Genomic DNA, 26,595 nt, shown 5'->3' with positions numbered 1-26,595 from the left:
GCAGTGGTATTGTTTGTTCCTCGCGTGTGTGTTGACCCTTCCCTCAACCGGCTGCTCGGACGACAACTCCGGCTCGTCTCGCGACTCTTCCGTGGCGGACACCTCCGTCGGCGATGCATCGGACGGTGACACCTCGCCGGACGATGTCGCCACTGACGCGTCGGATCTACACGATGCCTCGGACGCGTCGGACCTCGACACCACTCCAGACATCTCTTCCGAAGACGTCGCGGATACGGAAGGGCCTGAGACCCCGACTTGGAGGAAGCACATCCAGGGCGACGGTGCCCAGCGCGCCGGCGACGTGGTCGTCGACGGGCAGGGCAATATCTTCGTGACCGGCAACTTCACGCAGTCGCTCGACCTGGGCGGCGGTGCGCTCACCAGCGCCGGCGAGGGCGACGTCTTCCTGGCGAAGTTCGATGCCGACGGCAACCACCTGTGGAGCAAGCGCTTCGGAGGCAGCGCCGCCGACATGGGCCACGGGCTGGCGGTCGACTCACAGAATAACATCGTACTGGTCGGCGAGTTTGGCGATACGGCTGACTTCGGCGGCGGCGCCGTCACCAGTGCAGGTGCTTCGGACATCTTCGTCGCCAAATTCGACCCGAACGGTGCACACCTGTGGAGTCATCATTATGGCGCAGCGGGCGAAGATGGCGCACGGGCGGTCGCTGTCGACTCGCAGGACCGCGTGCTCGTCACCGGCCTTTTCGTGCATGCTGTCGACTTCGGCGGCGGCGAGCTGGCCACCGATTCTGATCACGCGACTGACTCGGACGGCTTTGTGCTCCAGCTCGATACGGGAGGCGGTCATCTGTGGAGCAAAAGCGTCGGTGCCCGCGCGCCCGACGTGGGCCGCGACATCGTGGTCGACTCCCAAGACAATATCTTCATCGGCGGTTCCTTTCGCGCGGAAATCGACCTTGGCGACGGCGTTCGCCTGGGCGAGAACACGCCGGACGGCTTTGTCACAAAGTGGACCGCTGATGGCGACTTCGTATGGGGGCAGAACTTCGGCGACGAGTTCGACGATGTCACGACAGGGCTGGCCGTCGACTCTCAGGACAATGTGATAGCCGTGGGGTACTTCAACTTGAGGCTGCACTTCGGCAACGGGAACGGCTTGTTGGCGGAGACGAATAACGATGAAGAGATCTTCGTGATTCGCTTCGACGGCAGCACCGGCGAGTTTCAGTGGGGCGAACACTACGGAGGGCATTGGGACAACGGCATGGAAGACCGCGCCCACGACGTCGCCGTCGGCCCCCAAGACAATATCAGCATGGTCGGAACCTTCGAGGGAAGGGCCTACTTCGGCGGCCTCAACCACCGCAGCAGGGGCGGCAAGGACGCCTTTGCGGCAGGCTTCGACTCCGAGGGCGACTACCTGTGGAGTGAGTCTTATGGCGGCGCCGACGAGGTCCGAGCCGACGCCGTAGCTGTGACTGCACAGGGCGCGCCGGTCGTCTTCGGCAGCTTTGAGGGAACGGCCGACTTCGACACCGACGACCATTGGGCGGCCTCGGGCGACGCCGCCGACTTGTTCTTGCTCACCTTGCCGGCGCCGTGAGTCAGGTCATCATCTCCGCAGACTCAATTGATTGTTCGCGCATCCTCGTGCTAGCGGTTATGCCGCCAAACATCGACCGACACATCAACATCGAAGTATAGGAAGCGACAGATGCCTAATTGGGATGCACTCTCCACCGAAACCATCCAAGCCTGGATTGTGACCGAGGGCCTCGACCTCGCCGTCAAATTCGGCGTCTTCTTACTGATTCTGCTGGCCGGCTGGATCCTCGCCCGCATCGTCGGACGCATCGTTCAGGAGGGCATCGACCGCTCGAAGGTGCAGCCGTCGCCGCTGCTCAAGAACTTCATCATCAACGTCACGCGCAAGACCGTCATCATCTTGGCGGTCATCGTCGGGCTGGACACGCTCGGGGTCGACACGGCCGCGATCATCGCCGGTCTGGGCGCCAGCGGTCTCATCATCGGTTTCGCGCTCAAGGACACGCTGTCGAACTTCGCAGCGGGCTTCTTGCTCCTCTTCTACCGTCCGTTCGACACCGGCCACTACGTGCAGGTCGGTGGCATCGAGGGCACCGTCAAAGACATGACGCTCGTGTCGACGGTGCTCAACACCGGCGACAACAAGATCATCACGATTCCCAACTCGCAGGTGTGGGGCAAGGCGATCACGAACTTCACCGAAGCGGAGCTTCGCCGCATCGACCTGGTCGCCGGCATCGGCTACGACGACGATATCAAGCAGGCAAAGAACCTGTTCATGGAGATCCTGACCTCGCACGATAAGGTCCTCTCGGAGCCCGCGCCCGTGGTACGCGTCAAGGAGCTCGCCGACAGCTCGGTCAACTTCGACGTGCGCCCGTGGGTCAAGAACGAGGACTACTGGGGCGTACGCGCCGACCTGCTCGAGCAGATCAAGCTTCGCTGCGACGAAGAGGGCATCTCAATTCCGTACCCCGCCCAAGACGTCTTTCTGCACGAGGTCGAGTCGCCGCAGGCGGCGTAATGTCGTTAACGGCGGCCTTGCAGTTGAGTTGTCGATGACGGCGGCCTTGCAGAGTAGAAGCGCCATCTACATGGGGCGCGCTGGAAAACGCGCGATAAGGACATAGGGGCTGCGAGTTGAGACGCCTCCGCAAAACGCAGCCTTTTAGCGCAGCGAGTCGAGACGCCGTCGCGATACGCAGCCCCTATGTCCTTAACGCCCGCAGTTCAGGGCGCCCCATGTAGCAGGCGTCACTACTCTGCAAGGCCACCGAACAACACAAAACGCACCTCAAACTTCTGAGGGCGTATCAAGAAATCTCAAACGCCTCGACAGACCGACCGCCTGTGCGCCGCGCACAGGCGGTTTTGTTGTTGGCACGTGTCGTGCAAACAATCTCGGGCGTAACGATTGGATGGTTCCGAACCCGACCACGAATTCGGAGTACGACGATGAATGCCCAAATGAACAAACTCGCGACTCTTCTGTTGAGCCTGGCGCTCGCGGCCTCCTCGGCGGCGTGCGGCGGGGCGGCCGACGACAACCCCGCCGACAACAACGCCAACAACAACGCGCCGTCGGACTTCGGCGAGGCGCGCTCGGACAAGCAGCGGCTGACGAATCCGCAGGTGCCGCAGGCGGACCAGGAGACGCTCGTCGACGGCAACACCGCCTTCGCGCTCGACCTGTACGCCGAGGTGGCCGACGAAGAGGACAATATCTTCTACTCGCCGCACAGCATCTCGATCGCGCTGGCGATGACCTACGCCGGCGCGCGCAACGACACGGCCACCGAGATGGCGCAGGTGATGCACTACGACCTGCCGCAGGACCGGCTTCACCCGGCGTTCAACTGGCTCGATCTGCACCTGATGGACCTGGCCGAAGAGCCGGTCAACGAAGAGTCCGAGCCGTTCCAGTTGAGCGTGGCGAACTCCATCTGGGGCCAGAAGGACTACCACTTCGAGTCCGACTTTCTGGACACGCTCGCGGTCAACTACGGCGCCGGGCTGCGCACACTCGACTTCATCGAAGAGACCGAGGCGTCGCGCCAGACGATCAACACCTGGGTCGAGGACGAGACCGAAGACCGCATCAAGAACCTGCTGCCGCAGGGCACCATCACCCAGGGAACGCGTCTGGTGCTGACCAACGCCATCTACTTCAAGGCCTCCTGGCTGAGCGCGTTCGACGAGCAGATGACCTCGCAGGGCGACTTCACGCTGCGCGACGGCTCGACGGTCACCGCCGATCTGATGCAGCAGACCGCCCAGTTCCCCTACGCCGACATGGGTGATTACCGGGCCGTGCAGCTTCCGTACGACGGCGGCGACGTCTCCATGCTGGTCATCCTCCCCGACGACCTGGCGACCTTCGAAAGTAGCTTCGACGCGTCCAAGCTCGACGCGGTCGACGCGGCGCTTGCCAGCGAGCGCGTGAAGCTGACCTTCCCCAAATTCGAGTTCGAAGCCCCGCTGATGCTCACCGGCATCCTGCAGGACATGGGCATGGTCGCGCCGTTCCAGAACGCCGACTTCTCGGGCATGACCGGCCAAGTCGGCCTGGCCATCACCGACGTGGTACATAAAGCGTTCGTGGCGGTCGACGAAGAGGGCACCGAGGCGGCTGCGGCCACCGCGGTCGTCGTCGGCGAAACGTCGGTCCCGCCCACTCCCGTGGAGTTCCGGGCGGACAAGCCGTTCATCTTCATGATTCGCGACAATCAGACCGGCAGCATCTTGTTTATGGGTCGGATTGTCGACCCGACGGCGTGAGTGAGTTCGGTGACGGTCGCCTTGCAGATTAGAAGCGCCATCTAAATGGGGCGCGCTGGAAAACGCGCGATAAGGACATAGGGGCTGCGAGTTGAGACGCCTCCGCAAAACGCAGCCTTTTAGCGCAGCGAGTCGAGACGCCGTCGCGATACGCAGCCCCAAAATCTTTATCGCGCGTCGTTCAGCGCGCCCCAAATAGATGGCGTGACTCTTCCGCAAGGCGACCATCGCAGCAAAAAACGAACCGCCGACCTACAATCCAAACACCTCCCCATCAGCCACCGCAAAGAGCCGCCGCCCGGCGGCTTTTTTGTGCACCGGCCCATTCGAAAACGGCGTAAACGCCGGCAGCATCCCCACCTTTTCGTCGAAGCAAAAACACGCCAGTCGAAGCGTGTCGCCGCCGGCGCGCAGGCGCACCGTGGGGTGCAGGTGTCCGGCCAAGACATAGCCGTGCCCATCCTCGACCGGCTCGTGCGCCAGCACGAACGGGCCCTCGACGAGCACCTCGTCGACGACCTCCATCTGCCAGCTCGACGTCGCGTCGGTCAGGTGTCGGTCGTGGTTGCCGCGCACGAGCACGAGCTCGGCGCCGAGCCCGTCGAGCCAGTCGCCGACGTTGGCGACCACTTCGTCGGTCAGCCCGGAGCGGGCGTGGACGAGGTCGCCCAGCACCACGAGTCGCTCGGCGTCGGTCGCCCCGACGCAGGCGGTGAGCCGGTCGAGGGTCTCGTCGAGGCCCCCGCGCGGCAGCGGGACCCCTTGGCGGCGAAACGTCTCCTCTTTGCCCAGGTGGACGTCGGCGACCAGCAGAGTGCGACGCTCGGGCCACCAGATGGCGCGCTCGCCCATCAGCACCAGGCGCTCGCCTGCGAGGTCGATATCTAGTCGACTTGCATCCATTTTCTCTTCATCCGTTCGATGCGCTCGCGGAGCGATTCGGTCGACAGTTGCGCGGCCGTGCGCTCGACGAGCAGCGGGAACCCTAGCGGCGTGGGACGCGGCACGTCGACGACCTGCAACTCGGCGTCGGCCAGCCGGCGCAAGGTGTCGGCGAGTCGGGTCTGCTCGAAGTGCAGCTCGAGGACTTCCTTGCGCGATTGGTCGAGCAAGAGGTTGTCGGGGTCGTAGCGGTCGAAGACGTCGTAGAGCAGCCCGGCGCTCGCCTGCAGTTGGCGGTTCGTCTTGCGCGAGCCGGGGTAGCCGTCGAAGACCAGCCCGGCCACACGCGCGACGCTTCGGAACTGACGCTTGGCGAGCTCGCCGACGTTGATCGATTCGCGCACGTCGTCGAGCAGGTTGGCGGTGTCGAAGAGGCCGGCTTCGACGGCTCGCTCGAAGGGAATCGGCTCGGGGCTGAGCAGCTCGACGCCGTATTCGTTGGCCGACAGCGTGTAGGTGCCGCGCTCGACGCGCCCCAGGCGCAGGGCGAACAGTGCCGCCAGGCCCTCGTGCACCAGCCGACCCTCGAAGGGGTACAGAAACAAGTGGTGACCCTCGCGCGACTCCATGCGCTCGACAAGCAGGGTGCCCGCGCCGGGCAGCGCGCTCAGCTCGCGCTGGGCGTCGATGAGCGGGCGCGCTGCGACGAGCTCCGGGGTGTCGAGGCGGTCGTCGCGCACCTGCTCGAGGGTGTGGCGAAGCGCGCTCGCGAGCGACGTCGAGATGGGGAGCCTGCCGCCCATCCAGCGCGGCACGCGCGTCGGCGAGCCGTCGACGCGGCGCACGTAGGCCTTCAGGTCGCGAAAGTGGACGAGCTCGAGCACACGCCCGGCGAACACGAACCGGTCGCCCTTCTTGACGCGCGAGATGAACGACTCCTCGACGGTGCCCAGCCGCTTGTTGTTGGTGTAGCGCAGCTGGACCGACGGGTCGGAGGTGATGGTGCCGATGCTCGAGCGGTGGTGGCGCGCCACGCGCTGGCTCTCGACGACGTAGCGGCCGTCGACATGGTCGACGCGTTGGAAGAAGTCGTAGTTCTTGAGCGTCTCGCCGCCGTGCTCGACGAGCGCCAGGGCGGCGTCGAACTCCGCGCGGGTGAGTTCGGCGTAGGCGACCGACTCGCGCACCTCGTCGAAGAGCGCGTCGGCCTCGAAGCCGCCGCCCAGCGCGCAGGTGACCAGGTGCTGGGCGAGGACGTCGAGCGGCTTTTGCATCGAGCGACGCGGCTCGAGCTCGCCGGCGTGGACGGCGCGGCGGGCGGCGGCGAACTCGAAGAGTTGCAGCGCGTTGGTGGGCACGCACAGCACCCGACACGCCGCGCCCGGCCGGTGCCCGGAGCGGCCGGCGCGTTGGATGAGCCGGGCGATGCCCTTGACCGAGCCGATCTGCACGACCCGGTCGACCGGCGAAAAGTCGACGCCCAGGTCGAGCGAGGAGGTCGCCACGACGACCTCGAACTCGCCGCTCTTCAACCCCTGCTCGACGAAGGCGCGCTGCTTGCGGTCGATGGAGCCGTGGTGCAGCCCGATGGCCCCGGCGAGCTCGGGGTGCGCCTCCAATATGGCGTGGAACCACTGCTCGGCCTGCGAGCGCGTGTTCGTAAAGACGAGCGTCGAGCGGCCGCGCTCGATGGTGTCGAGCACCGCCGGGAGCATCTTCAGCCCCAAATTGCCGTGCCACGGAAAGGCGTCGATATGCTCGGGGATGGCCGTCTCGACGTGGATGGGCCGCTCGAGGTCGGCGCGAATGATCGTGGGCGCGCTCCCGCGGCCCGCGGCCGCCTCCGCGGCCTCGTCGACGTTCGACAGCGTCGCGGTCAGCGCCCACGTCTTGAGCTCGGGCGCCCAGCGCCGCAGCCGGGCCAGGCCGAGCTCGACCTGCGTGCCGCGCTTGGTGTGGACGAGCTCGTGCCACTCGTCGACGATGACCGTCTTGACGCCGCCCAGGAGCCTCTCGGCGTTGGCGTAGCTCATCAAGAGCGACAGCGACTCGGGCGTGGTCACCAGCACGTTCGGCAGGCTCTTGCGCTGGCGCCGCCGCACCGACGAGGAGGTGTCGCCGGTGCGCGTCTCCACGTCGACGTCGAGGTCGAGGTCCTCGACGGGCGCGGTGAGCGCGGCGGCCAGGTCGCGGCTCATCGCCCGCAACGGGCTGATATAGAGCACCCGCAATCCGCGAGACTTGCCCTCGATGGCCTCCGAGAGCGCCGGAAGGTAAGCCGCGTAGGTCTTGCCCGCGCCGGTAGGCACGTGGATGAGCCCGCTCTCGCCGGCGGCGTGCGCTTCCCAGGCGGCGCGCTGGAAGCCGTAGGGCTCGCCGACGTGCTCGGTAAACCAAGTTGTGAGTGCGTGGTGCATGGAGTCAGCCGTGGTGGAACTCGAGCAACTCCTCGACGTCGCCCAGCGTGTTGGCGGCCGAGGGAGCCTTGTCGTGGCGCCAGCGCACGATGCGCGGAAAGCGCACCGCGATGCCCGACTTGTGCCGGTTCGAGGGGCGCAGGCCGGCGAACGCGATCTCGAAGACGTGCTCGGTCTCGACCGAGCGCACCGGGCCGAAGCGCTCGAGCGTGTTCGAGCGCACCCACGAGTCGAGCTCGCGAATCTCTTTGTCGGACAAGCCCGAGTAGGCCTTGGCGATGGGCACCAGCGCGCCGTCGTCGGTCCACACGCCGAAGGTGTAGTCGGTGTAGAGGCTCGCGCGGCGGCCGTGGCCCGCCTGGGCGTACATCAAGACAGCGTCGATGGTGTACGGGTCGACCTTCCACTTCCACCAGTCGCCGCGGGTGCGCCCGGTGCGGTACGGCGAGCCGTGGCGCTTGAGCATAAAGCCCTCGACCTTGCGCTCCCGCGAGGTCTCGCGCAGCTCGGCGTAGGTCTCCCAGTCGGCGGCCTCGACGATCTCCGAGAGGCGAAAGCGCTCGTGGGTGCTCGCAAAGAAGCTCTCCAGCAGCTCGCGACGCTCCTCGATGGGGCGCTCGCGCACGTCCTCGCCCTCATACTCCATCAGGTCGTAGCCGACGAAGGCGACCGGGATCTCCTCGCGCAGCTTGGCGGTGACGCGCTTTCGACCGATGCGCTTTTGCAGCTTCGAGAAGGGGAGCGGCTCGCCGTCCTCCCACGCCATGATCTCGCCGTCGATGACGACGCCGTCGGGCAAAAACTGCGCCGCCTCTTCGAGCTCGGGATAACGCGAGGTGACGAGCTCCTGGCCGCGCGACCACAAAAAGACCTGGTGGTCACGCTTGATGAGCTGACCGCGGATGCCGTCCCACTTCCACTCGATGAGCCAGTCCTCGGGCTCGCCGAGCTCCTGCGGGTCTTGCTCGAGCGGCGAGGCCAAGAAGTAAGGGTAGGGCCGCGAGCGGTCGGCGTCGGCGGTGTCCTCGGCGAGCAGCCCGGCGAAGAACTCCGCCGACGGCTCCCACTGGCCCATCAGACGGTGCGAGATGGTCGCCTTGTCGTGGCCGGTAAACTTGGCCAGCGCGCGGGTGACCAGCCCCGCCGAGACGCCCACGCGCATCGAGCCCATCAAGAGCTTGTTGAGCAGGTAGACCCCGCGCATGTCGAGGCTCGTCCACCAGCCGGTGACCGCGTCCTTCTGGGCTTCCTCGTCGAGGTCGCGCAGCGTGAGCAGGCGCTCGACCCAGGCGGTCAGCGGCAGGTCTTCCTGGTCCTCCTCATCCTTGTCGCTCTTGTTGTCGCTCTTGTTGTCGCTTGGGCGCAGCAGTCCGGCCGCGTCGAGCACCAGCGAGATCGTCTCGGCGAGGTCGCCCACGCTGTAGTAGCTCTCGTCGAAGAGCCACTCGGGGACGTCGGCCAGCGCGTAGGTCCACTCGCGCATCTGGGTCGTGGTGACCGGGCGTTTGAAGCGCCGGCCCATCAAAAAGTAGATGACCCAGGCGGCGTCTTCGGACGGGGCCTGCGAAAAGTAGTCGACCAGGTGGGCCACCTTGGCGTTGGTCGACGTCGTCATGTCGAGCGCGTCGTACAGGTCGGCGAATCGTCTCATGCGTAGGGTCCTCCGTCGACGTAGGCGGACTCCAAGCCCCAGGCGTCGAGCCCGCGCTCCTCGCGCAGGTAGCGCACCAGCGCCTCGGTCTTGCCGTGGGTCGCCAGCACGCGCCGCGCGCCGACGTCTTCGATGGACTGGAGCAGCTCGGGCCAATCGACGTGGTCGGAGAGCACGAAGCCTGTGTCGTAGCCGCGCCGGCGCTTGATGCCGCGAACGCGCATCCAGCCCGAGGCGAACGCGGTGCGGTAGTCGCCGAAGCGCTTCATCCAGCTCGACGCGAACGCCGACGGCGGCGCCATGACGAGCTCGCCGGAGAAGTCGGTCGAGGTGTCCATCTCGGTGACGTACTTGGTCGGCGGCATCTCGACGCCCGCGTCGCGGTACAGGTCGACGAAATCGACGAGCGCGCCGTGCAGCAGCACGCGCCGGTCGGTGAACCGCGTCAGCTCGGCGAGCACGCGCTGGGCCTTGCCGAGCGAGTAGGCGAAGAGCACCGAGGTGCGCCCCTCGCGCCGGTTCTCCTCCCACCAATCGTAGATGTCGGAGACGACCTCACGGGTCGACCTCCAGCGGTAGATGGGCAGGGCGAAGGTCGCCTCGGTGATGAAGACGTCGCACTCGACCGGCTCGAAGGGCCTGCACGTCGGGTCTTCGCCGCGCTTGTAGTCGCCCGAGACGACCCAGACCTCGCTCGTTCCATCTCGCTCGTGCTCGACGCGCACCTGCGCCGAGCCGAGCAGGTGGCCGGCCGGGTGCAGCGACACTTTGGCTTCGCCGAGCACGAACGACTCGCCGTACTCGACCGGCTGGATATGCGGGCGCGGCTCGTCGGGCGACGCGGCTTGCTCGGCCGTCCACACGCGGCGCTCGAGCAGCGGCAGCGACTCGCGCGTGGCGTAATAGATAAGGTGGCCCGGGCGCGCGTGGTCGCTGTGGGCGTGAGTGATCACGGCCGTGTCGACCGGCTCTTCCGGATCGATATAAAAGCCCCCCACCTTGCAGTACAGGCCGCCTCGGGCCGGGCGGAGCAGGGGCGTTTGACGTAGTTCTTGTGTCATCGACGGGCGCCGTGTGCGCGGAGAAGCGATGGGCGTCGTGAGTAGGATGCGAAAGAGGGCAGAGGAGTAGCGTTCGGACCGTCAGAACAACGGTCCGGAGGGGGGCGCTATTTCGGATGGATGGCTATTGAGCGGCGCTACGCGCCTGGTCGTTGGCCAGCGCCTCGAGCATGCGCTCGACGGTGTCGAGCAGGCCGTCGAAGTCGACGGGCTTGCCCAGGAAGGTCGTGTGGGGGGCGCCGACAGCCTGTCGCACCTTGGGGTCGTCGGCGTCTTTGCCGGAGGTGAAGATCACCGCCATGTCGCGCTTCTGCTTGTCTAGCTTCTGCTGGCGAAGCTCGCCGACCAACGAGGTGCCGGCGACGTCGGGCAGGCGCATGTCGGAGATGACCAGGTCGATCTCCGAGGCGTGCGCGTCGAAGACCTCGACGGCGGCGGCGCCGTCGGCGGCTTCATAGACGGTATAACCCTCGTCCTGCAGCAACTCGCGGATGGTCCAGCGCGCCGTGTCGTGGTCCTCGACCAACAACAGCCCTGCCTGGGAGCGCTCGCGTCGTTCGTCGAGTTGGGTAGGCGCATCTGCAGCCGCGTCTTCAATCGCAACGGACGGCTCGGCGCGGAGCAGTTGGTAGACCTCGGTGAGCAGGTCGATTTCGGTGAAGGGCTTTTGGAGCACGTCGGCGTCCGCGTCGAGGCGGGCGTCGGCGAGCAGTTGCTCGGCGGAGTGCGCCGACATGTAGAGCACCTGAATGTCGGGGTGATGCCCGCGCACCTTCTCGACGATATCCGGGCCTTTGAGCCCCGGGAGCACCATGTCGGTCAGCAATACGTCGATGGACTGCGCGGCGCCGCCGGCGATGGCCAGCGCCTCGTCGCCGTCTTTGGCGGTGACCACCCGATAGCCGCCGCGCTCGAGGTAGCCGCGCACGGTCAGGCGCACCAGCGACTCGTCTTCGACGACCAGGATCGTCTCGCCGTTGCCCTCGACGTCGTGGGTCGGCGCCTGGGTGAGCTGCTCGGGCTCTTCGTCGGTGCGCGGCAGGTAGATATGAAACGTGGTGCCGCGGCCGACCTCGCTGTCGACGACGATCTCGCCGCGGACCTGCTTGACGATGCCGTAGATGGTCGACAAGCCCAGGCCGGTGCCCTGACCGACGTCCTTGGTGGTGTAGAAGGGCTCGAAGATATGCTCGAGCGTCTCGGGATCGATGCCGGTGCCGTTGTCCGCGACCGACAGCACGACATACTCGCCCGCCGGGACCTCGCCCAGGCGGCGAGCGCCCGCTTCGTCGACCTCGACGCTCGTCGTCGACACACGCACCTGGCCGCCCTGAGGCATGGCGTCGCGCGCGTTGACCACCAGGTTGACCAGCACTTGCTCGATCTGGCCCGGATCGCAGCGCACGTACAGGCGCGCGTCGCTCAAGTCGACGTCGAAACTGATGTCCTCGCTCAGCACGGGGCGCAGAAGGTTCTTCGCCTCGGCGACGACCTCGTTGAATTCGACCACGCGGGGCTCGACTTCCTTTTTGCGGGTGAACGCGAGCAGTTGGCGAGTCAGCGAGGCGCCGCGAAGCGCCGCCTTCTTGATCTCTTCGACGTAGCGGCGCGCGTCGTTGCCTTCGTCGAGCTTGCCCAGCGCAAGGTCCGTGCAGCCGGTGATGCCCATCAACAAGTTGTTGAAGTCGTGGGCGATGCCGCTGCTCAGGTTGCCGATGGCCTCCATCTTCTGGGCGTGCAACAGCTGCTGCTGGGTGCGCTCGAGCTCGTGCATCTGGTTCCATTCGCGCAGCGAGCGTTCGGCGATATGCGGCATGGTCGACAGCGTCTCGGCGCTCTTGACCAGGTAGTCGAGCGCGCCCGCCTTGATCGCCTCGACGGCGACCTTCTCGTCGCCGTGGCTGGTCATCACGACCACCGGGTACTCGGCGCGTTGGTCCTCGCCGGGGATCAGGTCGATGCCGCTGCCGTCGGGGAGCATCAGGTCGGTGATGACGAGGTCCGGCGTCGTCTCGGCCAGGCGCTCTCGCGCTCGGGCCAAGCTGCTGACGACCTCGACCTCGAACTCGTCCGCCCGCGTCTCGAAGGCGCGGCGGATAAGCTCGGCGTGGGCCAGCTCATCTTCGACGACGATGATTTCAACCATGATGGTACAACTCGGTACGGGTACGACAGTGCTAGTCACTCTCACCGTTGGGCACTTCCGGCGGTCGGTTCCACGCCAGCCAGAAAAACCCGAGGTCGCGCAGCAATTCCACAAATTTGGAGAAATCGATCGGCTTGACCAGATACGCGTTGGCGTTGAGGTCGTAGGCGCGAGCGATATCGCTCTCCTTGTCGGAGGTCGTCAGCACGACCACCGGGATGCGCCGAAGCTTCTCGTCGGCCTTGATCTGCTTGAGCACATCGAGCCCGTCGACGCGTGGCAGGCGCAAGTCGAGCAGGACCACGTGCGGCCGAGGGCTGGTCGCCGGGTCCTGGTACTCCTTGCGGCGCAGCAGGTAGTCGAGCGCAGTCTCGCCGTTGTCGACGTGCGTGATTTGATTGGCCACGCGGTGGTCTTCCAGGCTGCGCATGACCAATTCGGCGTGGTCGTGATTGTCCTCGACAAAGAGGATGCGCAGGGGTTCGGCCGGAGTTTTGATTTGTTCGGACATCTGGTCCCTCATGAGAGACGGTCAGCGGTTGTTGGCGTTGTTTAGGCGCGCGTCTTGTCTGGCGGAAACGTAAAGCAAAACCGAGAGCCTTCGTCAATTCCTGCCGACTCCACCCAGATGCGCCCGCCGTGGACCTCGATGATCCGGTGGACCAGAGCGAGTCCGACGCCGGTGCCCTGTTTGGTGGGGTCGAGCTGCTCGAAGAGACCGAAGACCTTCTTGAGATAGTCCGGCGAGATGCCGATGCCGTTATCCTGCACGCAGCACACGACCTCGTCCTCGTCGCGGTACGAGTCGATGACGATCTTCGGCTCGTCCTGGTCGCCCATGAACTTGATGGCGTTCTCGATGAGGTTTTGGAGCACCTCTTGGAGGCGAATCCGGTCGCCGTAGACCGTGGGCAACTCCGGCGAGATCTCGACGGTCACGCCATTCTGCTCGATGGGGCCCGACAGCAGGGTGGCGACTTCGGAGGCCAACTCCTCGAGGTCGACCCACTCCGACGGGTTGACCACCCGGCCGATGCGCGACAACTCGAGGACCTCGTCGAGCAACTCCTTCATCTTGTCGGCGGCGTTGGCGATGCGCACCATGTCGGAGCTCATGCGATCGTAATTGCCCGCCTTCATGTCCTGCTCGAGCATCCCCAAAAAGCCCTTGATGGTGATCAACGGGCTCTTGAGATCGTGCGAGACCGTGTAGGTGAATCGCTCGAGCTCGGCGTTCTTCTGCCCGAGCTCTTGGATCAGCCGCTCGCGCTCTTTTCTCGCCTCGCGCCGGTCGGTGATGTCGCGAACGATCCCCGAGTAGAAGCGGTTGTCGCCCACCCAGAACTCGCTGACGGCCAGGTCGAGCGGAAAGACGCTGCCGTCCTTGCGCAGGCCCTTGACCTCGCGGCCGATCCCGATGATGCGCTTCTCGCCGGTCTCCTGATAGCGCTCCATATAGGCGTCGTGTTCGCGACGAAACGGCTGCGGCATCAGCATATTGATCTTCTCGCCGACCACTTCGTCAGCCGCGTAGCCGAAGATGCCCTCGGCCGCCGGGTTGAACGAGTGGATATACCCGCAACTGTCGATGGTGATGACCCCGTCGACGACCGACTCGAAGATCGCCTCGAGGTGCGCGGCCGCGTACGCCGTGTCGTTGGCGTTGGTCGCTTCCGGCGCCGGGCAATTGCGCGCATTTTTGGGCTGATCGTTCACTCGCTTCTTTCCTCGTCGAGGCGGGCATGTGGGGTGGATTTTCCGCTGGATGGAGCGGCGCGCCCACACTCTTAGCACAAATCGTTCGATTTAGCACGAGATTGGGGGACAAACTCGCAACTTTGGGTTGGTCCCGATTGCGCGCCAAAAACGATCGGGTAATTGGCACTATTCCGGGGGCGTCGACGGCGTTGCAGAGCCCACACGCCCGCTATTGACGTGGAACTTTTTCAGCAGGTCGCTGTCCAACGAATGAACCTGATGAATGAACCTGATTCCTAGCGAGGAGCCCCACCGTGCATCCGCAATCCCACAGTTTGAGAGTCGTCATCGTCTGGCGCAGCACCATCCTCGAAGAGCGCACCTTCTCGCAGATGAGCTCGCCGGTGGTCCGCGTGGGGCAGGGCGACAAGAACGACTTCAGCGTCCTCGCCCCGGGGCTGCCCGACGTCTTCGAGATGTTCGAGCGCGCCCCCGACGGCTACACCGTCCGCTTCAGCGACCGCATCGCCGGCGTCATGCAGGTCGACGACCACGACTGGGACATCGATGAACTCGTCGCCCAAGACCGCGCCTGGCCCACAGGCAAAGCGCGCACCGACAAGGGCGCAGCCCAGATCTACGAGATGAAGCTCGCCACGGGCGACTGGGGCCGGCTTCGCCTGGGCGACGTCCACCTCTTCTTCCAGGTCATCGAGGGGCGCGAGGCGGTCGCCGGCCGCGGCTGGGCCTCGGTCGAGATGCCCCTGGTCGCCATGGTCGCCTTCGCCGCGCTGCTCCACGGCGCCGTCTTGCTCACCGCGTTCCTGACCTACGAGCCGAGCGCCGAGCTCGACGGCCTGAAGGCGATCGGAGGCTTCGCCGAAGTCCACGTCCACGACGTCCCCGACCCGCTCGACGAAGACAAACTGGAGCCGCCCTCCGAGGAGACGAGCGGCAAGAAAGCCGGCGGCGAGGAGGGCACCTTCGGCGAGCCCGACAAGGTCGTCGACAGCAAGGTCCCCAAAGACGACGGCGAGATGGTCGACGAGGTCGACCCGAGCGAGGTAGGCGTCAACAAGCTCCTGAGCGAGGCACGCCTGGGCCAGGGCGCCATCGCCAAGCTCATGGACACCTCCGACGGCATCTCATCGAAGGCCGACGTCGCCTTCGGAGGCGGCGACGACGAGCTTCGCGTCGGCCGCGGCACGAGCGGGCTGAGCATCCGCGGGGTCAAGAGCGGAGGCGGCGGCGAAGGCCAGGGCCGCATCCACGGGCTCGGCCACATCGACACCGGCGGCGGGCCGGGCAGCGGCGGGCCGTCGACCGGCGCGCACCTGGACAGGAAGGAGGCCCGCGAGGTCAAAGCGCACCTGGAAAAGCGCACCCCGCAGGTGGGCGACTTCTGCGACCGCGGCGACATCCGCAAGGTCGTCGGCGCCAAGGCGAGCGCCATCAAATACTGCTTCGAGCGCCAACTGCAGCGCCAACCCGACCTGCACGGCAAGATCATCGCCCAATGGAAGATCGGCCTCGACGGCAAGGTCATGAGCGCGTCGATCGCCTCGTCGACGATGAACAGCCGGCCCGTCGAGTCATGCATCGAGCGCGAGATCAGCCGGCTGCGCTTCGAGCGCCCCGACGGCGGCATCTGCGTGATCAATTATCCGTTCGTGTTCACTGGGGTGCAGTGAATCACACGCCTGCCACTTGTTCGGTGCGTGGGCATCTTGCCCTCGTGTTATTCGGTGCGTGGGCATCTTGCCCTCGTGTTATTCGGTGCGAGGGCATCTTGCCCTCGTGTTATTCGGTGCGTGGGCATCTTGCCCTCGTGTTATTCGGTGCGTGGGCATCTTGCCCTCGTGTTGCTCGGTGCGTGGGCATCTTGCCCTCGTGTTATTCGGTGCGAGGGCATCTTGCCCTCGTGTTATTCGGTGCGGGGGCATCTTGCCCTCGTGTTATTCGGTGCGGGGGCATCTTGCCCTCGTCAGCGAGAGCTGGAAGCACTCGCACCGAAATACCGGGCGTGCGCGCTCTACAGAGCCTCCATCCTGCAACCTCAATCCTCGACCACGTCAAACGGAATCTCGACGACCCCAAAGCGCCTATTCGCTTCGGCGTCGACCAATACGTACCGAAACGTCACCCGGTCGGGCGTCGGCTCGATCGACTCGAGGTCCTCGAAGTACACAAACCCCGTGATGCGCCCTCCCGGGTCGATCACACCCTCGGGCAGCGCGCGCACGAGCATCTCGCCGGTGGGCAACTGGTATTCGGCGTAGAGCGGGTAGTAGCGACTATAGTAGGTGCCCCGCGGACTCAAAGCCGCACGGCCGCACATCTTCTGCACAAAAACGCCTCCACCACGGCACATCGCCTCCCCCTCCATTGCACACCCCGGTGTCACCTTCTGTAGGTAGAACTCGAATCAGGACCAGCCGGAGGCAGACAACATGCGAGCGCGGACAATCGTCTTGTGGGGAATCATTCTAGCCGGCACAGCCGGCCTGGCGGGCGCGGCCTACGTCTGGAAGAGCTGGCCACGCACCGACCTCGTGGTCGAGCAGGGCTCGCAGGCGGTGCGCGACGTCGGCCGCTCCCGAAGCCCCGACCAACTCGGCCGCAGCGCCAAGCGCTGGTGGCGCAAGCTGCGCCGCCAGGTCGACCGCGACCCATACCCGCTGGACACCCGCTCTCGCGTCGCCGTCGAAGTCCCCGGCCGCGGCCTCAAATGCCCCGACGTCGAGCTCGTCACCTACCGCGGCGACACCTTGGGCTACACGCGCCCGGTCCAAATCAACCGCCACTTCAAACCCCACCTGCAACGCTTCGAAAAGATCGCCGCCCGCGTCGGCCGCGAAGTCTACGGCCGCCCCCCGTCCCGTATCATCCACTTCGGCACCTACAACTGCCGCACGATTCGCACCCGCAAGTTCATCCTGAGCGAGCACGCCTTCGGCAACGCCATCGACGTCGCCGGCTTCGAGTTCGACGCCTTACCCGACCGCAAACAAGACCTCGGCCGCGCCGCCGACGAGTTCGAGGTGAGCGTCCTGTTTCACTGGAAGCTCGGCCGCGGCTTCAACCGCAAACACGCCGTCTTCCTGCGCAGCCTCGCCCAGGAACTCCAACGCGACCGCGTCTTCCGCGGCGCCCTCGTCCCACCCGCCCCCGGCCACGACGACCACTTTCATCTGGACATGGGCTGGTGGGTCTACTTCAACGGGGACCCCTCGTTCGAGGAGTCGTAAGCGGCGCACACGCCAAGTCTGGACCGCGACCGCGCCCGCGCCCGCGACCGCGCCCCGCCGTTTGACTGCAGTGAGGTCGATGCTGCGAGTTGGGTCGATGTTGCCCGTTTGGCTCGATCGGAGCGTGTCGAAGCTATCGAGCGCGTTGCTGTTTTAACTACGGGGCGCGGTCGCGGTCGCGGTCGCGGAAAGTGGGAAAGTGGGGAAGTGGGGAACTGGTCGGGGCGCGCACCTCGACCACGCAATTGAATAAAACCCAGCCCCACCACGTCGACACAAACACCAACACCCACGACTGCTCACTGAACTATTTTGGGGAATGAATGATGCGACGAACGGCCAGTGTTTTTGCGCTCGCGGCGCTTGTGTGCGCCTGCGGTGACCTCGGGCACAAAGACGTGCCCTCCGACGGGCCCGGGGCGGGCTCGGGTACGACCCAGGGCGATTGCGCCGAGGCGCGCATCGACGGGTCGTTCGTGCTGCCCGACGACGCCGGGGCGTTGCGCTCGCAGATGGACGCCGAGCGGGCCAATTGCGTGACGATCGTCGGGAATCTCTTCGTCGACCGCGGCTTCCAGGGCATCCGCCTGCTCGAGGCGCCCAACCAGATTCACGTGCTCGGCGACGTGCGCGTCGGCGGCACGGACCTCGAGGACCTGAGCGGGTTGAGCGGGCTGGCCGAGGTCAACGGCGACCTGGTGGTCGAGCAGAACGACCGCCTTCGCACCGACGCCGGGCTCGACTCGGTGGCGCGCATCGGCGGCGACTATCACGTCGTCGGCAACGCGTCGCTCGTCGCGGTGCAGGGGCCGGCGAACCTGTCGCAGGTCGCCGGCGACATCCACATCGAGCGCAACGGCGCGCTCGAGACCATCGCCGGCTTCGACCGGCTGCAACTGCTGGCCGACTACCGCGGCCCGTCGGCTCGCCCGCAGGCGAGCGGCATCGCCGACGAGCCCCCCGAGTCGCGCGGCGGCGACGGGCCCATCGACCCGCACCTGATCGTCGACGACAACGCCAGCCTCGAAGAGATTCGCGGCTTTCGCCGCCTCACCGACATCGACGGCGATATCCGGCTGACCAACAACCCCAAGCTGTCGCGCGTGGCGGGCTTCGAGTCGCTCGAGTTCATGACCGGCGCCCTCGAGGTGCGCAACAGCCCGCAGCTCACCGACGTCACCGCGCTCACGCGGGTGAGCTGCCTGGCGGAGGTCGTGCTCGAGAACACCGGGCTGGCCGACCTGGGCTCGTTTCGAGACCTCTACGAGCTCGGCCGCGTCGAGCTTCGCGACAACCCCAAGCTGCAGTCCCTGGCCGGCCTCCGCGAGCAGGTCGCTGTGCGCGGCCCGGTGCGCGTGACCGACAACCCCGCGCTCACCGACGTCGCCCAACTGTGGGGCATCGAGACGCTCGGCCAGGACAGCCTCGGCTTCGACGCCGAGCTGCCCGACGACTACGAAGACACCCCCAACTACCTGTGCTCGCCGACCATCCCCGACGAGACCTACGGCCACCTGCACGTCGAGGGCAACGACGCGCTCCAATCGCTGGGCGACACCCCCGTGCGGCGCATCAACGGCGACCTGCTCGTGCGCGGCAACGACGCCCTGACCACCATCGACGGCTTCACCCAACTCGCCGTGCTCGACGGCGAGGTGCGCATCGAAGACAACGCCAAGCTCGCCTCCATCGACGGCTTCGACGACCTGGCGCGCCTCCCGCGCGGCCTCGTCGTGCAGAACAACCCCCGACTGACCGCCCTCGACGGCTTCGCCAACGTCCGCCGACTCGGCGAGATCACCGTCGACGCCGTCATCCACATCGGATTCAACCCCAAGCTGTCACGCATCGACGCCCTCGGCGCCCTCGCGACGGTCGAAGGCGGCATCGAGCTGCGCGAGAACCCGGCCCTCGAGCGCTTCACCGGCATGAACCGCGTCGAGCGCCTCGGCTGGCTCACCGTCGAGGGCAACGGCCTGTCGCGCATCGACTTCGCCGCCGGCCTCAAATTCGTCGACGGCGACCTGACCGTCTCGTCGAACGAACGCCTGCAGACGATGGACGGCCTCGGCGCCCTGTCGAACGTCGACGGCCACCTACGCATCGAAACCAACGCCACGCTCACCGACCTGCGCGGCCTGAGCAACCTGCTCTCGGTCGACCAGGGCCTGTATGTACGCGACAACGCCTCACTCCCCGGCTGCGAAGTCGCCTGGCTCGAGGAGTCGGTGGAATCGGTGTCGTATGTGGTCGCCGAGAATAATGCGTCGAGTTGCGAGGAGTAGGGGAGGGCAGGGGCGTCGCTACGGACGCGTTGCAGGTCCGCAGCGATGCCCCCGGCCGGCCTCCGCCGGCCATCAAGCCCCCCATTGACGCCCACCCCCCCCACCCAAATACACTCCCTCCATTCGCATCACACTTTGCCCCGTGGCGCGCCAGAAGGCCGCCGCGCGCGACGTGCAGGTCGACCGCAACCTCGGCCTGGTCTACCGCAACGTCGACGGCTTCGCCCAGATGGAGGGCGACTCCGAGCACAAGACGGCCGCCCGCGAGATGCTCGAAGACCTGCTTCCCAACGGCGTGCACGGCATCATCACCCAGACCTTCGACGAGCAGCACGTCACCGTCGACGAGTTCCTCACCCGTGTGCGCCAAGACTACGCCGACACCCTCCAACTGCTGGGCACCACGCCCATGATCGACAACCTCGAGCGCCTCAACACCCGCTTCGGCGAGGAGCTCAAGGCGACCGACGTGAAGAAGGTCCCCTTCTCCGACTTCAAGGCCGCCCTCGCGGTCGCCCAGGAGGAGTTCGCCAAGCTCATCTTCGTCGTCTGCGCCCACTTCCTCCACGAGCCCGACGAGCGCAACCGGGTCCTCGCCCCGGTCATCGAGCAGAACGAGCGCGTGGCCGCCTACATCAAGCGCCGCGGCACCAACCCCGAGATCGACCCGAACACCGGCGAAGTCATCGAAGACCAGGACGACGACGCCGACGACGAGCCGGTCGACACCGACGTCACCCCCGACGCCGACCCGGTGCCGGTGACCGAATAACACCCCCTCCAACGCCTCCCAGGCAGACCCGAGGCCGGAAAAAAGGGGCTCGAGCCCCTTCCTTTCCGGCCTCGGGTCGGACGCAAAGCACCCCAAGTCTCTTTTTGTCCGGCCTCAGCTCGCGCCAAGAGCGGCCCAGGTCCCTTCCAACGTGACCCTTGGTCATGATCAATCGCGCAAAATCGCTCCAAGCGTGACCCGTGGTCATGTAAGCGTCGCAAAAAATTGCTCGAAGGTGTGACCCGAGGCCGGAAAGTTTGGGCCCGAGCCCGAACTTTTCCGACCCGAGGCCGAAAAAATTCGGGCTCGGGCCCCTCGGAACCCGACCGAACGTCATAATTTTTTGGACCTCTGCCGCGCGAATCATGACCCAAGGCCGGAAATTCTGTCGCCGAGCGCCGCGCCGCGGCACCCAAGGCCACACTTTTTGCGACCTCTGCCGCTCCAAACATGACCCCAGCCCGTCGCTACGGCCTTCTGGCCGGGGTTGACCCCAGAAACCCACGCCTTGCTCTCCGCAAGGACATCCCTTCCCCCACGGGGAAGGTGCCTCGCGCGCCTTACAGCGCGAGGCGGATGGGGGGCCTCAAAAAGCTACGCCGACGCCCCCCGAAACAGCGCGAGGCGGTGGTCTTGCAGCTAAGCCACGTGGCTATGGCCCACCCGCACCGCCTCGCGCAAACGCTACGAGTCGTCCGCCCTTCAATCCTAACTACTTCAATAGCGGGCGCGGGCCTTCTGCAGGGCGTTCATCTCGAGTCGACGGCCTTGCAGGGCCCACACGACAACGACAACGACAACAACCACGACCACGACCACGACCACGACCACGACCACGACCACGACCACGACCACGACCACGACCACGACCACGACCACGACCACGACCACGACCACGACCACGACCACGAACGCGTCGTCGAGCGACTCCAGGAGCGCGGCAAGCCTGGCCGCCTCCGGCCAACGAGCGCGGGCTCGCCCGCCGAGGCGGCCGGACCGCACGACGCGCTTCGAGAGCCCGCCACGTGCGACAAAGCGCAAACACCCGACGCGCCTCTTGCACCAAACTCAACCTCCCACTACACTTCCACACAAACAAAATCCCACATTTTTGGGGATAGTCGCACCGACCAACTTAGTAGCTCCCCCAGGGGGCTTTAGTAAGGAGCCGTACCGTGTCCGACGTCATCTGCTGGGGCCTGCACGCAGGCCGCTCCGGCGAAGCCGATAGACTCTTCCGCCAACAAAACCGTATCGGCATTGGCTGGCCGCAAATGGGCGACCTGGCCGAACTCGCCGCGACCCGCACTGCCTTCAAAGCGCGCTTCGGCGATGTCTTCCCCGACGAAAAGGACGGTGCGATCCCGGTCAAGGCCGGCATGCTCTATCGGTTTCTGCACGAGATGGAGCGCGACGAAATCGTGCTCTACCCCTCCAAGATCACCAAGAAGATCCACATTGGCCGCATCAAGTCGGACTACCGATACGACCCTTCTTTTTTGCGCGGCTACCCGCACCAACGCGAAGTCGAGTGGCTCAAAGAAGTCTCGCGCACCCACTTCTCCCAGGGCGCGCTCTACGAGCTCGGCTCAGCGATGAGCCTATTCCAGGTCCAAAACTACGCCGAAGAATACCTCGCCGCGCTCGAGGGCCGCGAGCTCGTCAGCGAGACCGAAGACGACGACAGCGTCTCGCTCGTGGCTGAAGAGGTCGAGCAGATCACCCGTGACTTCGTCCAAAAGCGTATCGAAGCCGAACTCAAAGGCCACCCGCTCGAGTCCTTCGTCGCCAACCTCATGGAGGTTATGGGCTACCACGCCCGCACCACCCGCGACTCACGCGACGGCGGCATCGACGTCATCGCCCACCGCGACGAGCTCGGCATCGAGCCGCCCATCATAAAGGTCCAAGTCAAGAGCACGTCCGGGACGGTTGGGATTGCGGAGGTGTCGTCGTTGTACGGGACGGTCGAGGCGTCAGAGGTCGGGCTATTCGTGACCCTCGGCGGGTTCAGCCGGGACGCGACGCAGTTTGCGGCGACGCGGAGCAACCTGCGGTTGATCGACGGCGAGGAGTTCTTGGACTTGGTGCTGCGGTACTACGACGATTTGAGCTCGAAGTATCAGGCGGTGATTCCGCTGAAGCGGGTGTTTATTCCGGAGGCGGTGGAGGAGGCTGCTGATGGTTAACCCCCTCATCATTCTCACCTACTGAAACATTTCCCCAGGAGAATACTGCGCGGTTGGTGAACTACCGCAACAATGGGAGCGGTCTTGATGTACAGTGTTAGTCGCAGCGAGTTTTCAAATAGTCCGCGTAGCGGGAAATGGGACATTTTAGAGGATGGAACGAAAGTAGCCGAAGTTCGATTTGTTCAAGCTGAAGATGATAACCCACAACGGATTGATTGGGCGTTCCTGGCGAACGATGAGTCACTCGAAGGCGTTATTAGAGTTGAAGACTGGATCCCGTCTGCAATCGGTAAAGCACTAAGTGTTGTTCTACATACCGCTGGCATCGAGGGGGAAATCGCATGGGGCGCATATGAGCCAAACCGCCAGCAGGTCCGTGGGCCGGATCGACATCGTCGGAGCGAAATGCTCGGAGGATTGACGGATTCTGACGACGAGACTCTTCAAAGAGAAGTCTTGCAGGGCTTACACGCGCTAGATGAGTTAGTCCAGGACGGGAGAAACCGTGTTGCCAAGCTCATGAAGTATCAGCAAGACGCCAAGGAAGCTCTTGGATATATTGGGGCGCCGGCACTTGCACGGGGGTATCAAGATGCCGCAAACCGAGCGCGGAGAAGTGCTTTTTGGTGGCACGTTTTGGCTGTGCTTGGATTCTTGGGGCTAATTGGTTTTGCTGTGGTCGTGTTTTCGGCTGCTGGGCCATCGACAGAAACAGCAGTTCCGGAAACAGTTGCGTGGATGGGAATCGCGCGCCGTGTCTTCTTCTCGACGGCGATACTCCTCTTTACCGGCTATGCAGGCAAGCAGGCTTCAAACTCACGCAAAGATGAGTTGCAGTTTCGAAGGACGGAACTGGAACTCATCGCTCTTGGGCCATTCTTGGCAGATCTCCCCGACGATAAGCGTACATCGGTCAAGCAGAAATTAGCGCAGCGCTTCTTTGGAGAGGAAAGCACCAGTGAAGTCGTGGAAACAGGTTCACAATCAACCCATCCAATGGACCTATTGAAGGAACTCATCAACAAGCTGCCCGATCACGGAAGTGGAGCCTGATGCCGATCCATTGCGCATTCCTCCTGCCAAGCAACATGGCGACTGACACTTTTTTCCCGCTGAGTAGTTACGTGCTCCTTCGTGGGAACGAGCCAGTCTGAGAGCCCCCTATGAAGAACAGCCGACGCTTTGATCTCTCCCAGCGACTTGTCCATTTCGTGCGCAGCGTTGACCTGAGGTCAGATGGCGCAACTACATTGCCGGAGGAGTGGTCTTTCGGGAATTTGGTGGAGGACTGGGTGCTGTCACCGTTCTTCCTTTTGCGCCACATCCTTCGTTCGCAAGAGGTTCTTCCCACATGGTCAATTCGGAACGGCAGAAGAACGGTGTACGGGCCGCGACCGGCAGTTTGTTTTTCAGAAATGCCGCTTGCTGCCTTTCTGATTGCCGGAGAGGACCGCAGTGCACGCGGCGAACACATGAGCACTTTTGGAGTCATGTTCAAGAAGGAAGACTTGTTTGCCCTCGGGGCACGCCCCGTCATCTATGGGCTAACAGACGAACAAAGGGCTCGAAAGCGAACAGACGGTGCACGAGTGTTTCCCGAATCTGCGCTGCCTTTGCGCGAGCAGTATAGATACGTAGCCTACAACCCTACTCGTGATCGGCCACTCGATTGGACCCATGAGCGAGAATGGCGGCTGCCTTCCGAGCGCTCAATGCCAGCCGCGACATCTTACGATGAGCTATCAGGCTTTGGGCTCCGCTTCGAACAGCTACAGCACGAAGTGGGGTTTATCGTTCGCACGGAGAATCATGCTCGCCGGCTGCTTCACGATATCCTGTGGCTCGTAGATACTCACCAGCTGCCGAAAGAGCTCTTTAGTTTCATTGTGATCGCGGATCGCTTTCCGGATCCACACGAACTGGTGACCCCAGAGAGTGTTGAGACCGCCATCGAGCACAGTAAGATTTCGCTCGAGCCGTACTTCACACTGGAGGAATCACGAGCGCGCCAGATTCGAACGCGTTTCGATCGACTTGTAGAGCAGGTCCTACCGGAGCTCAGCGGAGGGCAACCTCCAATGGGGGAACTCGGGGGGGGCTGGTTGTGGCTGTATGACAACACTTCGGAGCTAGTACGGGCCTTGATGATGGAAGACGGAAGAATATCCATCAGCGCTAGTGAGCGATACCTGGTAAACCTGATGGAGTATCCCGATTTTTACAGTCTTGGGCGTAGAGAGCAGATGACCCAGCAACTAGCAGAGCTTGTGGAGAAGGAGTTTGGTGAATCGGCAACCTACTTTTCTGTTCTTATGTCGAATGATCCCAATTCCGTTCCTTTCTACACCGGAACATCGATGCTCTCGAGCGCTTACTTGAATTATGCGCATAATGAAGAGGACTTTTAGTCTCTTCGTGTTCCTGCGATCCACTGAATACCGTCATCCAGACGCGGATGGTAATCAGTGTTGAAGCTCACAGATAAACACTAACTCTCAGCAGCTTATTAAATTCGGCGACGTCATTCGCCGTCGACATGCGGTGCAAGTTGTGCCCCAATAATTGTGTGAATCCAGTCCGGCCGATGTGGTCGGGATAAGGGCAGTTGCAAAACGCCCACCGCCTTCCGTTAGGCTTTTTAGTGACCAAACCAAAAGGTTCTAACGAGGTGAAGACGATGGGCGAGTTTGAGGTTACGATCGACGGCGAAATCATCCAAGGCTTGATTCTGGGCAACCGAGACGAGGCCATGCGCAAGCTGGTCGAAGCGGTGCTCAATGAGGTGCTCGAGGCCGAGATGGACGAGCACCTGGAGGCCGAGAAACACGAGCGTACCGACGAGCGCAAAGGCTACCGCAATGGCCACTACGAGCGCGGGTTTACGATGCGTGTGGGGCCGATGACGCTGAGGGTGCCACGTGACCGCGACGGGACATTCGAGACGGCGATTTTTACCCGCTATCAGCGAAGCGAAAAGGCGCTGGTGCTGGCGATGATGGAGATGGTCGTCAACGGCGTGTCCACCCGCAAGGTCAAACGCATCACTGACGAGTTGTGCGGCCATGAGTTTTCGAGATCGACCGTCAGCCGTCTTTGCGAGGCGCTCGACGAAAAGGTCGAAGCCTGGGCCGAGCGCACGCTGATGGGCAGAAATTATCCGTTTGTTTTGGTCGACGCCATCCAAGTGCGAGTACGGCGAAATGGCGCCATCCGACCGACCAGCGCGCTCGTGGCGGTGGGCGTCAACGAAGACGGCTATCGTGAGATTCTGGGGCTGTCGATCGCCAACTCGGAGACCAATCAGAGCTGGAAAGAGTTTTTCCGTTCGCTGAATCGCCGCGGACTTTCCGGCGTGGAGCTCGTGGTCTCAGACGCCCACGAGGGACTGGTCGACGCGGTGCATGAGTGCTTCCAGGGCGCGAGCTGGCAGCGGTGTCAGACGCACTTTCGTAGAAACATCCTCGACAAGACCCCGAAGAGCCTGCACGGCCAGATGAGCAAGGGCCTCGACGACATCTTCGAGGCCGAAGACGTCGCAGCATCAAAGGAGGCGTTCAACGAGCTGTGCGCCGAGCTCGAAGGCAAGGCCGACAAGGCCCTGGAGACGCTCGAGCTGGGATTCGAAGACGCCACGGCGGTCTTGAGGCTGCCCGACAAGTACCGGGTGAGGCTTCGCACCACCAACATGGTCGAGCGGCTCAACAGCGAAATCAGACGCCGCGAGAAGGTCATCCGCATCTTTCCCAATGACCGGTCAGCCTGGCGGCTTGTGGGGGCGTATCTGATGGAGCAGCACGAGGAATGGGCGACCGGCCGGCGCTACTTCGACATGGACGAATACTGGGCCTGGAAGGCTCCGCGCGAAGGCGAGAATCAACTGATGGAAGCAGCAGCAGAATGACGTAGAGGAGTCACGCCAGCGGAAGGCGATTTACACAGAGTTTGGGACT

20 protein-coding genes are annotated in these 26,595 nt (G+C 64.2%); 11 read left to right on the top strand and 9 right to left on the bottom strand.

Going from position 1 to position 26,595, the window contains the following annotated elements; translation table 11 throughout:
• The first annotated feature begins 91 nt into the window (after positions 1-91).
• The 3 genes from FIV42_RS01905 to FIV42_RS01895 all read left to right on the top strand — a co-directional run bounded on the left by FIV42_RS01905 (position 92) and on the right by FIV42_RS01895 (position 4,293).
• A complete protein-coding gene (locus tag FIV42_RS01905; RefSeq protein WP_141196030.1) occupies positions 92-1,573 on the top strand; it encodes an NHL repeat-containing protein in 1,482 nt (493 codons plus the stop codon).
• Positions 1,574-1,684: 111 nt separating this feature from the next.
• Positions 1,685-2,539 carry a mechanosensitive ion channel family protein gene (locus FIV42_RS01900; RefSeq protein ID WP_141196029.1) on the top strand — a complete coding sequence of 285 codons (855 nt, stop codon included), beginning with the start codon at positions 1,685-1,687 and terminating at the stop codon, positions 2,537-2,539.
• A 431-nt stretch (positions 2,540-2,970) separates the two neighbouring features.
• Positions 2,971-4,293: a serpin family protein gene (locus FIV42_RS01895; RefSeq protein ID WP_141196028.1), complete on the top strand. Its 1,323-nt coding sequence runs from the start codon at positions 2,971-2,973 to the stop codon at positions 4,291-4,293.
• Positions 4,294-4,545: 252 nt separating this feature from the next.
• Here FIV42_RS01895 and pdeM read toward each other — a convergent pair whose 3' ends face one another.
• The 7 genes from pdeM to FIV42_RS01860 all read right to left on the bottom strand — a co-directional run bounded on the left by pdeM (position 4,546) and on the right by FIV42_RS01860 (position 14,166).
• Positions 4,546-5,196 (bottom strand): ligase-associated DNA damage response endonuclease PdeM, encoded by a 651-nt coding sequence (pdeM, locus tag FIV42_RS01890; protein WP_141196027.1) that lies wholly within the window; start codon positions 5,194-5,196, stop codon positions 4,546-4,548.
• Positions 5,178-7,592 carry a ligase-associated DNA damage response DEXH box helicase gene (locus tag FIV42_RS01885; protein WP_141196026.1) on the bottom strand — a complete coding sequence of 805 codons (2,415 nt, stop codon included), beginning with the start codon at positions 7,590-7,592 and terminating at the stop codon, positions 5,178-5,180. Before FIV42_RS01885 ends, pdeM begins: the two co-directional genes overlap by 19 nt.
• Before the next feature lie 4 nt (positions 7,593-7,596).
• Entirely contained in the window at positions 7,597-9,243 is a 1,647-nt protein-coding gene (locus FIV42_RS01880; protein WP_141196025.1) for an ATP-dependent DNA ligase, read from the bottom strand.
• On the bottom strand, positions 9,240-10,304 hold the full coding sequence (locus FIV42_RS01875) for a ligase-associated DNA damage response exonuclease (protein ID WP_141196024.1): 1,065 nt from the start codon (positions 10,302-10,304) through the stop codon (positions 9,240-9,242). The genes FIV42_RS01880 and FIV42_RS01875 overlap by 4 nt, the downstream gene beginning before the upstream one ends.
• A gap of 124 nt (positions 10,305-10,428) precedes the next feature.
• The gene (locus tag FIV42_RS01870; RefSeq protein ID WP_141196023.1) at positions 10,429-12,450 is read right to left on the bottom strand and encodes a response regulator; all 2,022 of its coding nucleotides are present in this window, start codon (positions 12,448-12,450) and stop codon (positions 10,429-10,431) included.
• A gap of 31 nt (positions 12,451-12,481) precedes the next feature.
• Positions 12,482-12,961: a response regulator gene (locus tag FIV42_RS01865; RefSeq protein ID WP_141196022.1), complete on the bottom strand. Its 480-nt coding sequence runs from the start codon at positions 12,959-12,961 to the stop codon at positions 12,482-12,484.
• A 41-nt stretch (positions 12,962-13,002) separates the two neighbouring features.
• On the bottom strand, positions 13,003-14,166 hold the full coding sequence (locus tag FIV42_RS01860) for a PAS domain-containing sensor histidine kinase (RefSeq protein ID WP_141196021.1): 1,164 nt from the start codon (positions 14,164-14,166) through the stop codon (positions 13,003-13,005).
• 296 nt (positions 14,167-14,462) lie between these two features.
• Between FIV42_RS01860 and FIV42_RS01855 the strand changes: the two genes are divergently transcribed.
• Entirely contained in the window at positions 14,463-15,839 is a 1,377-nt protein-coding gene (locus tag FIV42_RS01855; protein ID WP_141196020.1) for an AgmX/PglI C-terminal domain-containing protein, read from the top strand.
• Positions 15,840-16,204: 365 nt separating this feature from the next.
• Here the strand turns inward: FIV42_RS01855 and FIV42_RS01850 are convergent, their stop codons facing one another.
• Positions 16,205-16,495 (bottom strand): hypothetical protein, encoded by a 291-nt coding sequence (locus FIV42_RS01850; RefSeq protein ID WP_141196019.1) that lies wholly within the window; start codon positions 16,493-16,495, stop codon positions 16,205-16,207.
• Between the two features lie 103 nt (positions 16,496-16,598).
• Between FIV42_RS01850 and FIV42_RS01845 the strand changes: the two genes are divergently transcribed.
• The 3 genes from FIV42_RS01845 (at position 16,599) to FIV42_RS29925 (ending at position 20,453) form a co-directional block, all read left to right on the top strand.
• The gene (locus tag FIV42_RS01845) at positions 16,599-17,396 is read left to right on the top strand and encodes an extensin family protein (protein ID WP_141196018.1); all 798 of its coding nucleotides are present in this window, start codon (positions 16,599-16,601) and stop codon (positions 17,394-17,396) included.
• 323 nt (positions 17,397-17,719) lie between these two features.
• Positions 17,720-19,681, top strand: a complete 1,962-nt coding sequence (locus FIV42_RS01840) for a hypothetical protein (RefSeq protein ID WP_141196017.1) — start codon at positions 17,720-17,722, stop codon at positions 19,679-19,681.
• Positions 19,682-19,823: 142 nt separating this feature from the next.
• The gene (locus tag FIV42_RS29925) at positions 19,824-20,453 is read left to right on the top strand and encodes a hypothetical protein (RefSeq protein WP_168210327.1); all 630 of its coding nucleotides are present in this window, start codon (positions 19,824-19,826) and stop codon (positions 20,451-20,453) included.
• Positions 20,454-21,170: 717 nt separating this feature from the next.
• On the opposite strand, the gene FIV42_RS01830 is transcribed toward FIV42_RS29925, so the two are convergent.
• Complete coding sequence (locus FIV42_RS01830) at positions 21,171-21,455, bottom strand: hypothetical protein (RefSeq protein WP_141196016.1); 285 nt, start codon at positions 21,453-21,455, stop codon at positions 21,171-21,173.
• A gap of 173 nt (positions 21,456-21,628) precedes the next feature.
• Between FIV42_RS01830 and FIV42_RS01825 the strand changes: the two genes are divergently transcribed.
• The 4 genes from FIV42_RS01825 to FIV42_RS01810 all read left to right on the top strand — a co-directional run bounded on the left by FIV42_RS01825 (position 21,629) and on the right by FIV42_RS01810 (position 26,546).
• Positions 21,629-22,642, top strand: a complete 1,014-nt coding sequence (locus FIV42_RS01825; RefSeq protein WP_141196015.1) for a restriction endonuclease — start codon at positions 21,629-21,631, stop codon at positions 22,640-22,642.
• A gap of 87 nt (positions 22,643-22,729) precedes the next feature.
• A complete protein-coding gene (locus tag FIV42_RS01820) occupies positions 22,730-23,698 on the top strand; it encodes a DUF805 domain-containing protein (RefSeq protein WP_141196014.1) in 969 nt (322 codons plus the stop codon).
• A 110-nt stretch (positions 23,699-23,808) separates the two neighbouring features.
• Positions 23,809-25,053, top strand: coding sequence for a DUF4427 domain-containing protein (locus FIV42_RS01815; protein ID WP_141196013.1), 1,245 nt, complete (start codon positions 23,809-23,811; stop codon positions 25,051-25,053).
• A 269-nt stretch (positions 25,054-25,322) separates the two neighbouring features.
• On the top strand, positions 25,323-26,546 hold the full coding sequence (locus FIV42_RS01810; RefSeq protein ID WP_141196012.1) for an IS256 family transposase: 1,224 nt from the start codon (positions 25,323-25,325) through the stop codon (positions 26,544-26,546).
• The last annotated feature ends 49 nt before the right edge of the window (positions 26,547-26,595 follow it).

This window comes from Persicimonas caeni, from assembly GCF_006517175.1.
In the GTDB taxonomy this organism is placed as follows: Bacteria; Myxococcota_A; Bradymonadia; order Bradymonadales; family Bradymonadaceae; genus Persicimonas; species Persicimonas caeni.
This window is presented reverse-complemented; position numbering and strand designations above follow the sequence as displayed.

What these genes read in the sequence shown, in the direction of transcription:
- pdeM (WP_141196027.1), bottom strand. Translation starts at nt 5,196, where the DNA reads ATGGATGCAAGTCGACTAGATATCGACCTCGCAGGCGAGCGCCTGGTG.
- FIV42_RS01865 (WP_141196022.1), bottom strand. Translation starts at nt 12,961, where the DNA reads ATGTCCGAACAAATCAAAACTCCGGCCGAACCCCTGCGCATCCTCTTT.
- FIV42_RS01810 (WP_141196012.1), top strand. Translation starts at nt 25,323, where the DNA reads ATGGGCGAGTTTGAGGTTACGATCGACGGCGAAATCATCCAAGGCTTG.
- FIV42_RS01815 (WP_141196013.1), top strand. Translation starts at nt 23,809, where the DNA reads ATGAAGAACAGCCGACGCTTTGATCTCTCCCAGCGACTTGTCCATTTC.
- FIV42_RS01840 (WP_141196017.1), top strand. Translation starts at nt 17,720, where the DNA reads ATGATGCGACGAACGGCCAGTGTTTTTGCGCTCGCGGCGCTTGTGTGC.
- FIV42_RS01875 (WP_141196024.1), bottom strand. Translation starts at nt 10,304, where the DNA reads ATGACACAAGAACTACGTCAAACGCCCCTGCTCCGCCCGGCCCGAGGC.
- FIV42_RS01845 (WP_141196018.1), top strand. Translation starts at nt 16,599, where the DNA reads ATGCGAGCGCGGACAATCGTCTTGTGGGGAATCATTCTAGCCGGCACA.
- FIV42_RS01870 (WP_141196023.1), bottom strand. Translation starts at nt 12,450, where the DNA reads ATGGTTGAAATCATCGTCGTCGAAGATGAGCTGGCCCACGCCGAGCTT.
- FIV42_RS01880 (WP_141196025.1), bottom strand. Translation starts at nt 9,243, where the DNA reads ATGAGACGATTCGCCGACCTGTACGACGCGCTCGACATGACGACGTCG.
- FIV42_RS01900 (WP_141196029.1), top strand. Translation starts at nt 1,685, where the DNA reads ATGCCTAATTGGGATGCACTCTCCACCGAAACCATCCAAGCCTGGATT.
- FIV42_RS01895 (WP_141196028.1), top strand. Translation starts at nt 2,971, where the DNA reads ATGAATGCCCAAATGAACAAACTCGCGACTCTTCTGTTGAGCCTGGCG.
- FIV42_RS01820 (WP_141196014.1), top strand. Translation starts at nt 22,730, where the DNA reads ATGTACAGTGTTAGTCGCAGCGAGTTTTCAAATAGTCCGCGTAGCGGG.
- FIV42_RS01885 (WP_141196026.1), bottom strand. Translation starts at nt 7,592, where the DNA reads ATGCACCACGCACTCACAACTTGGTTTACCGAGCACGTCGGCGAGCCC.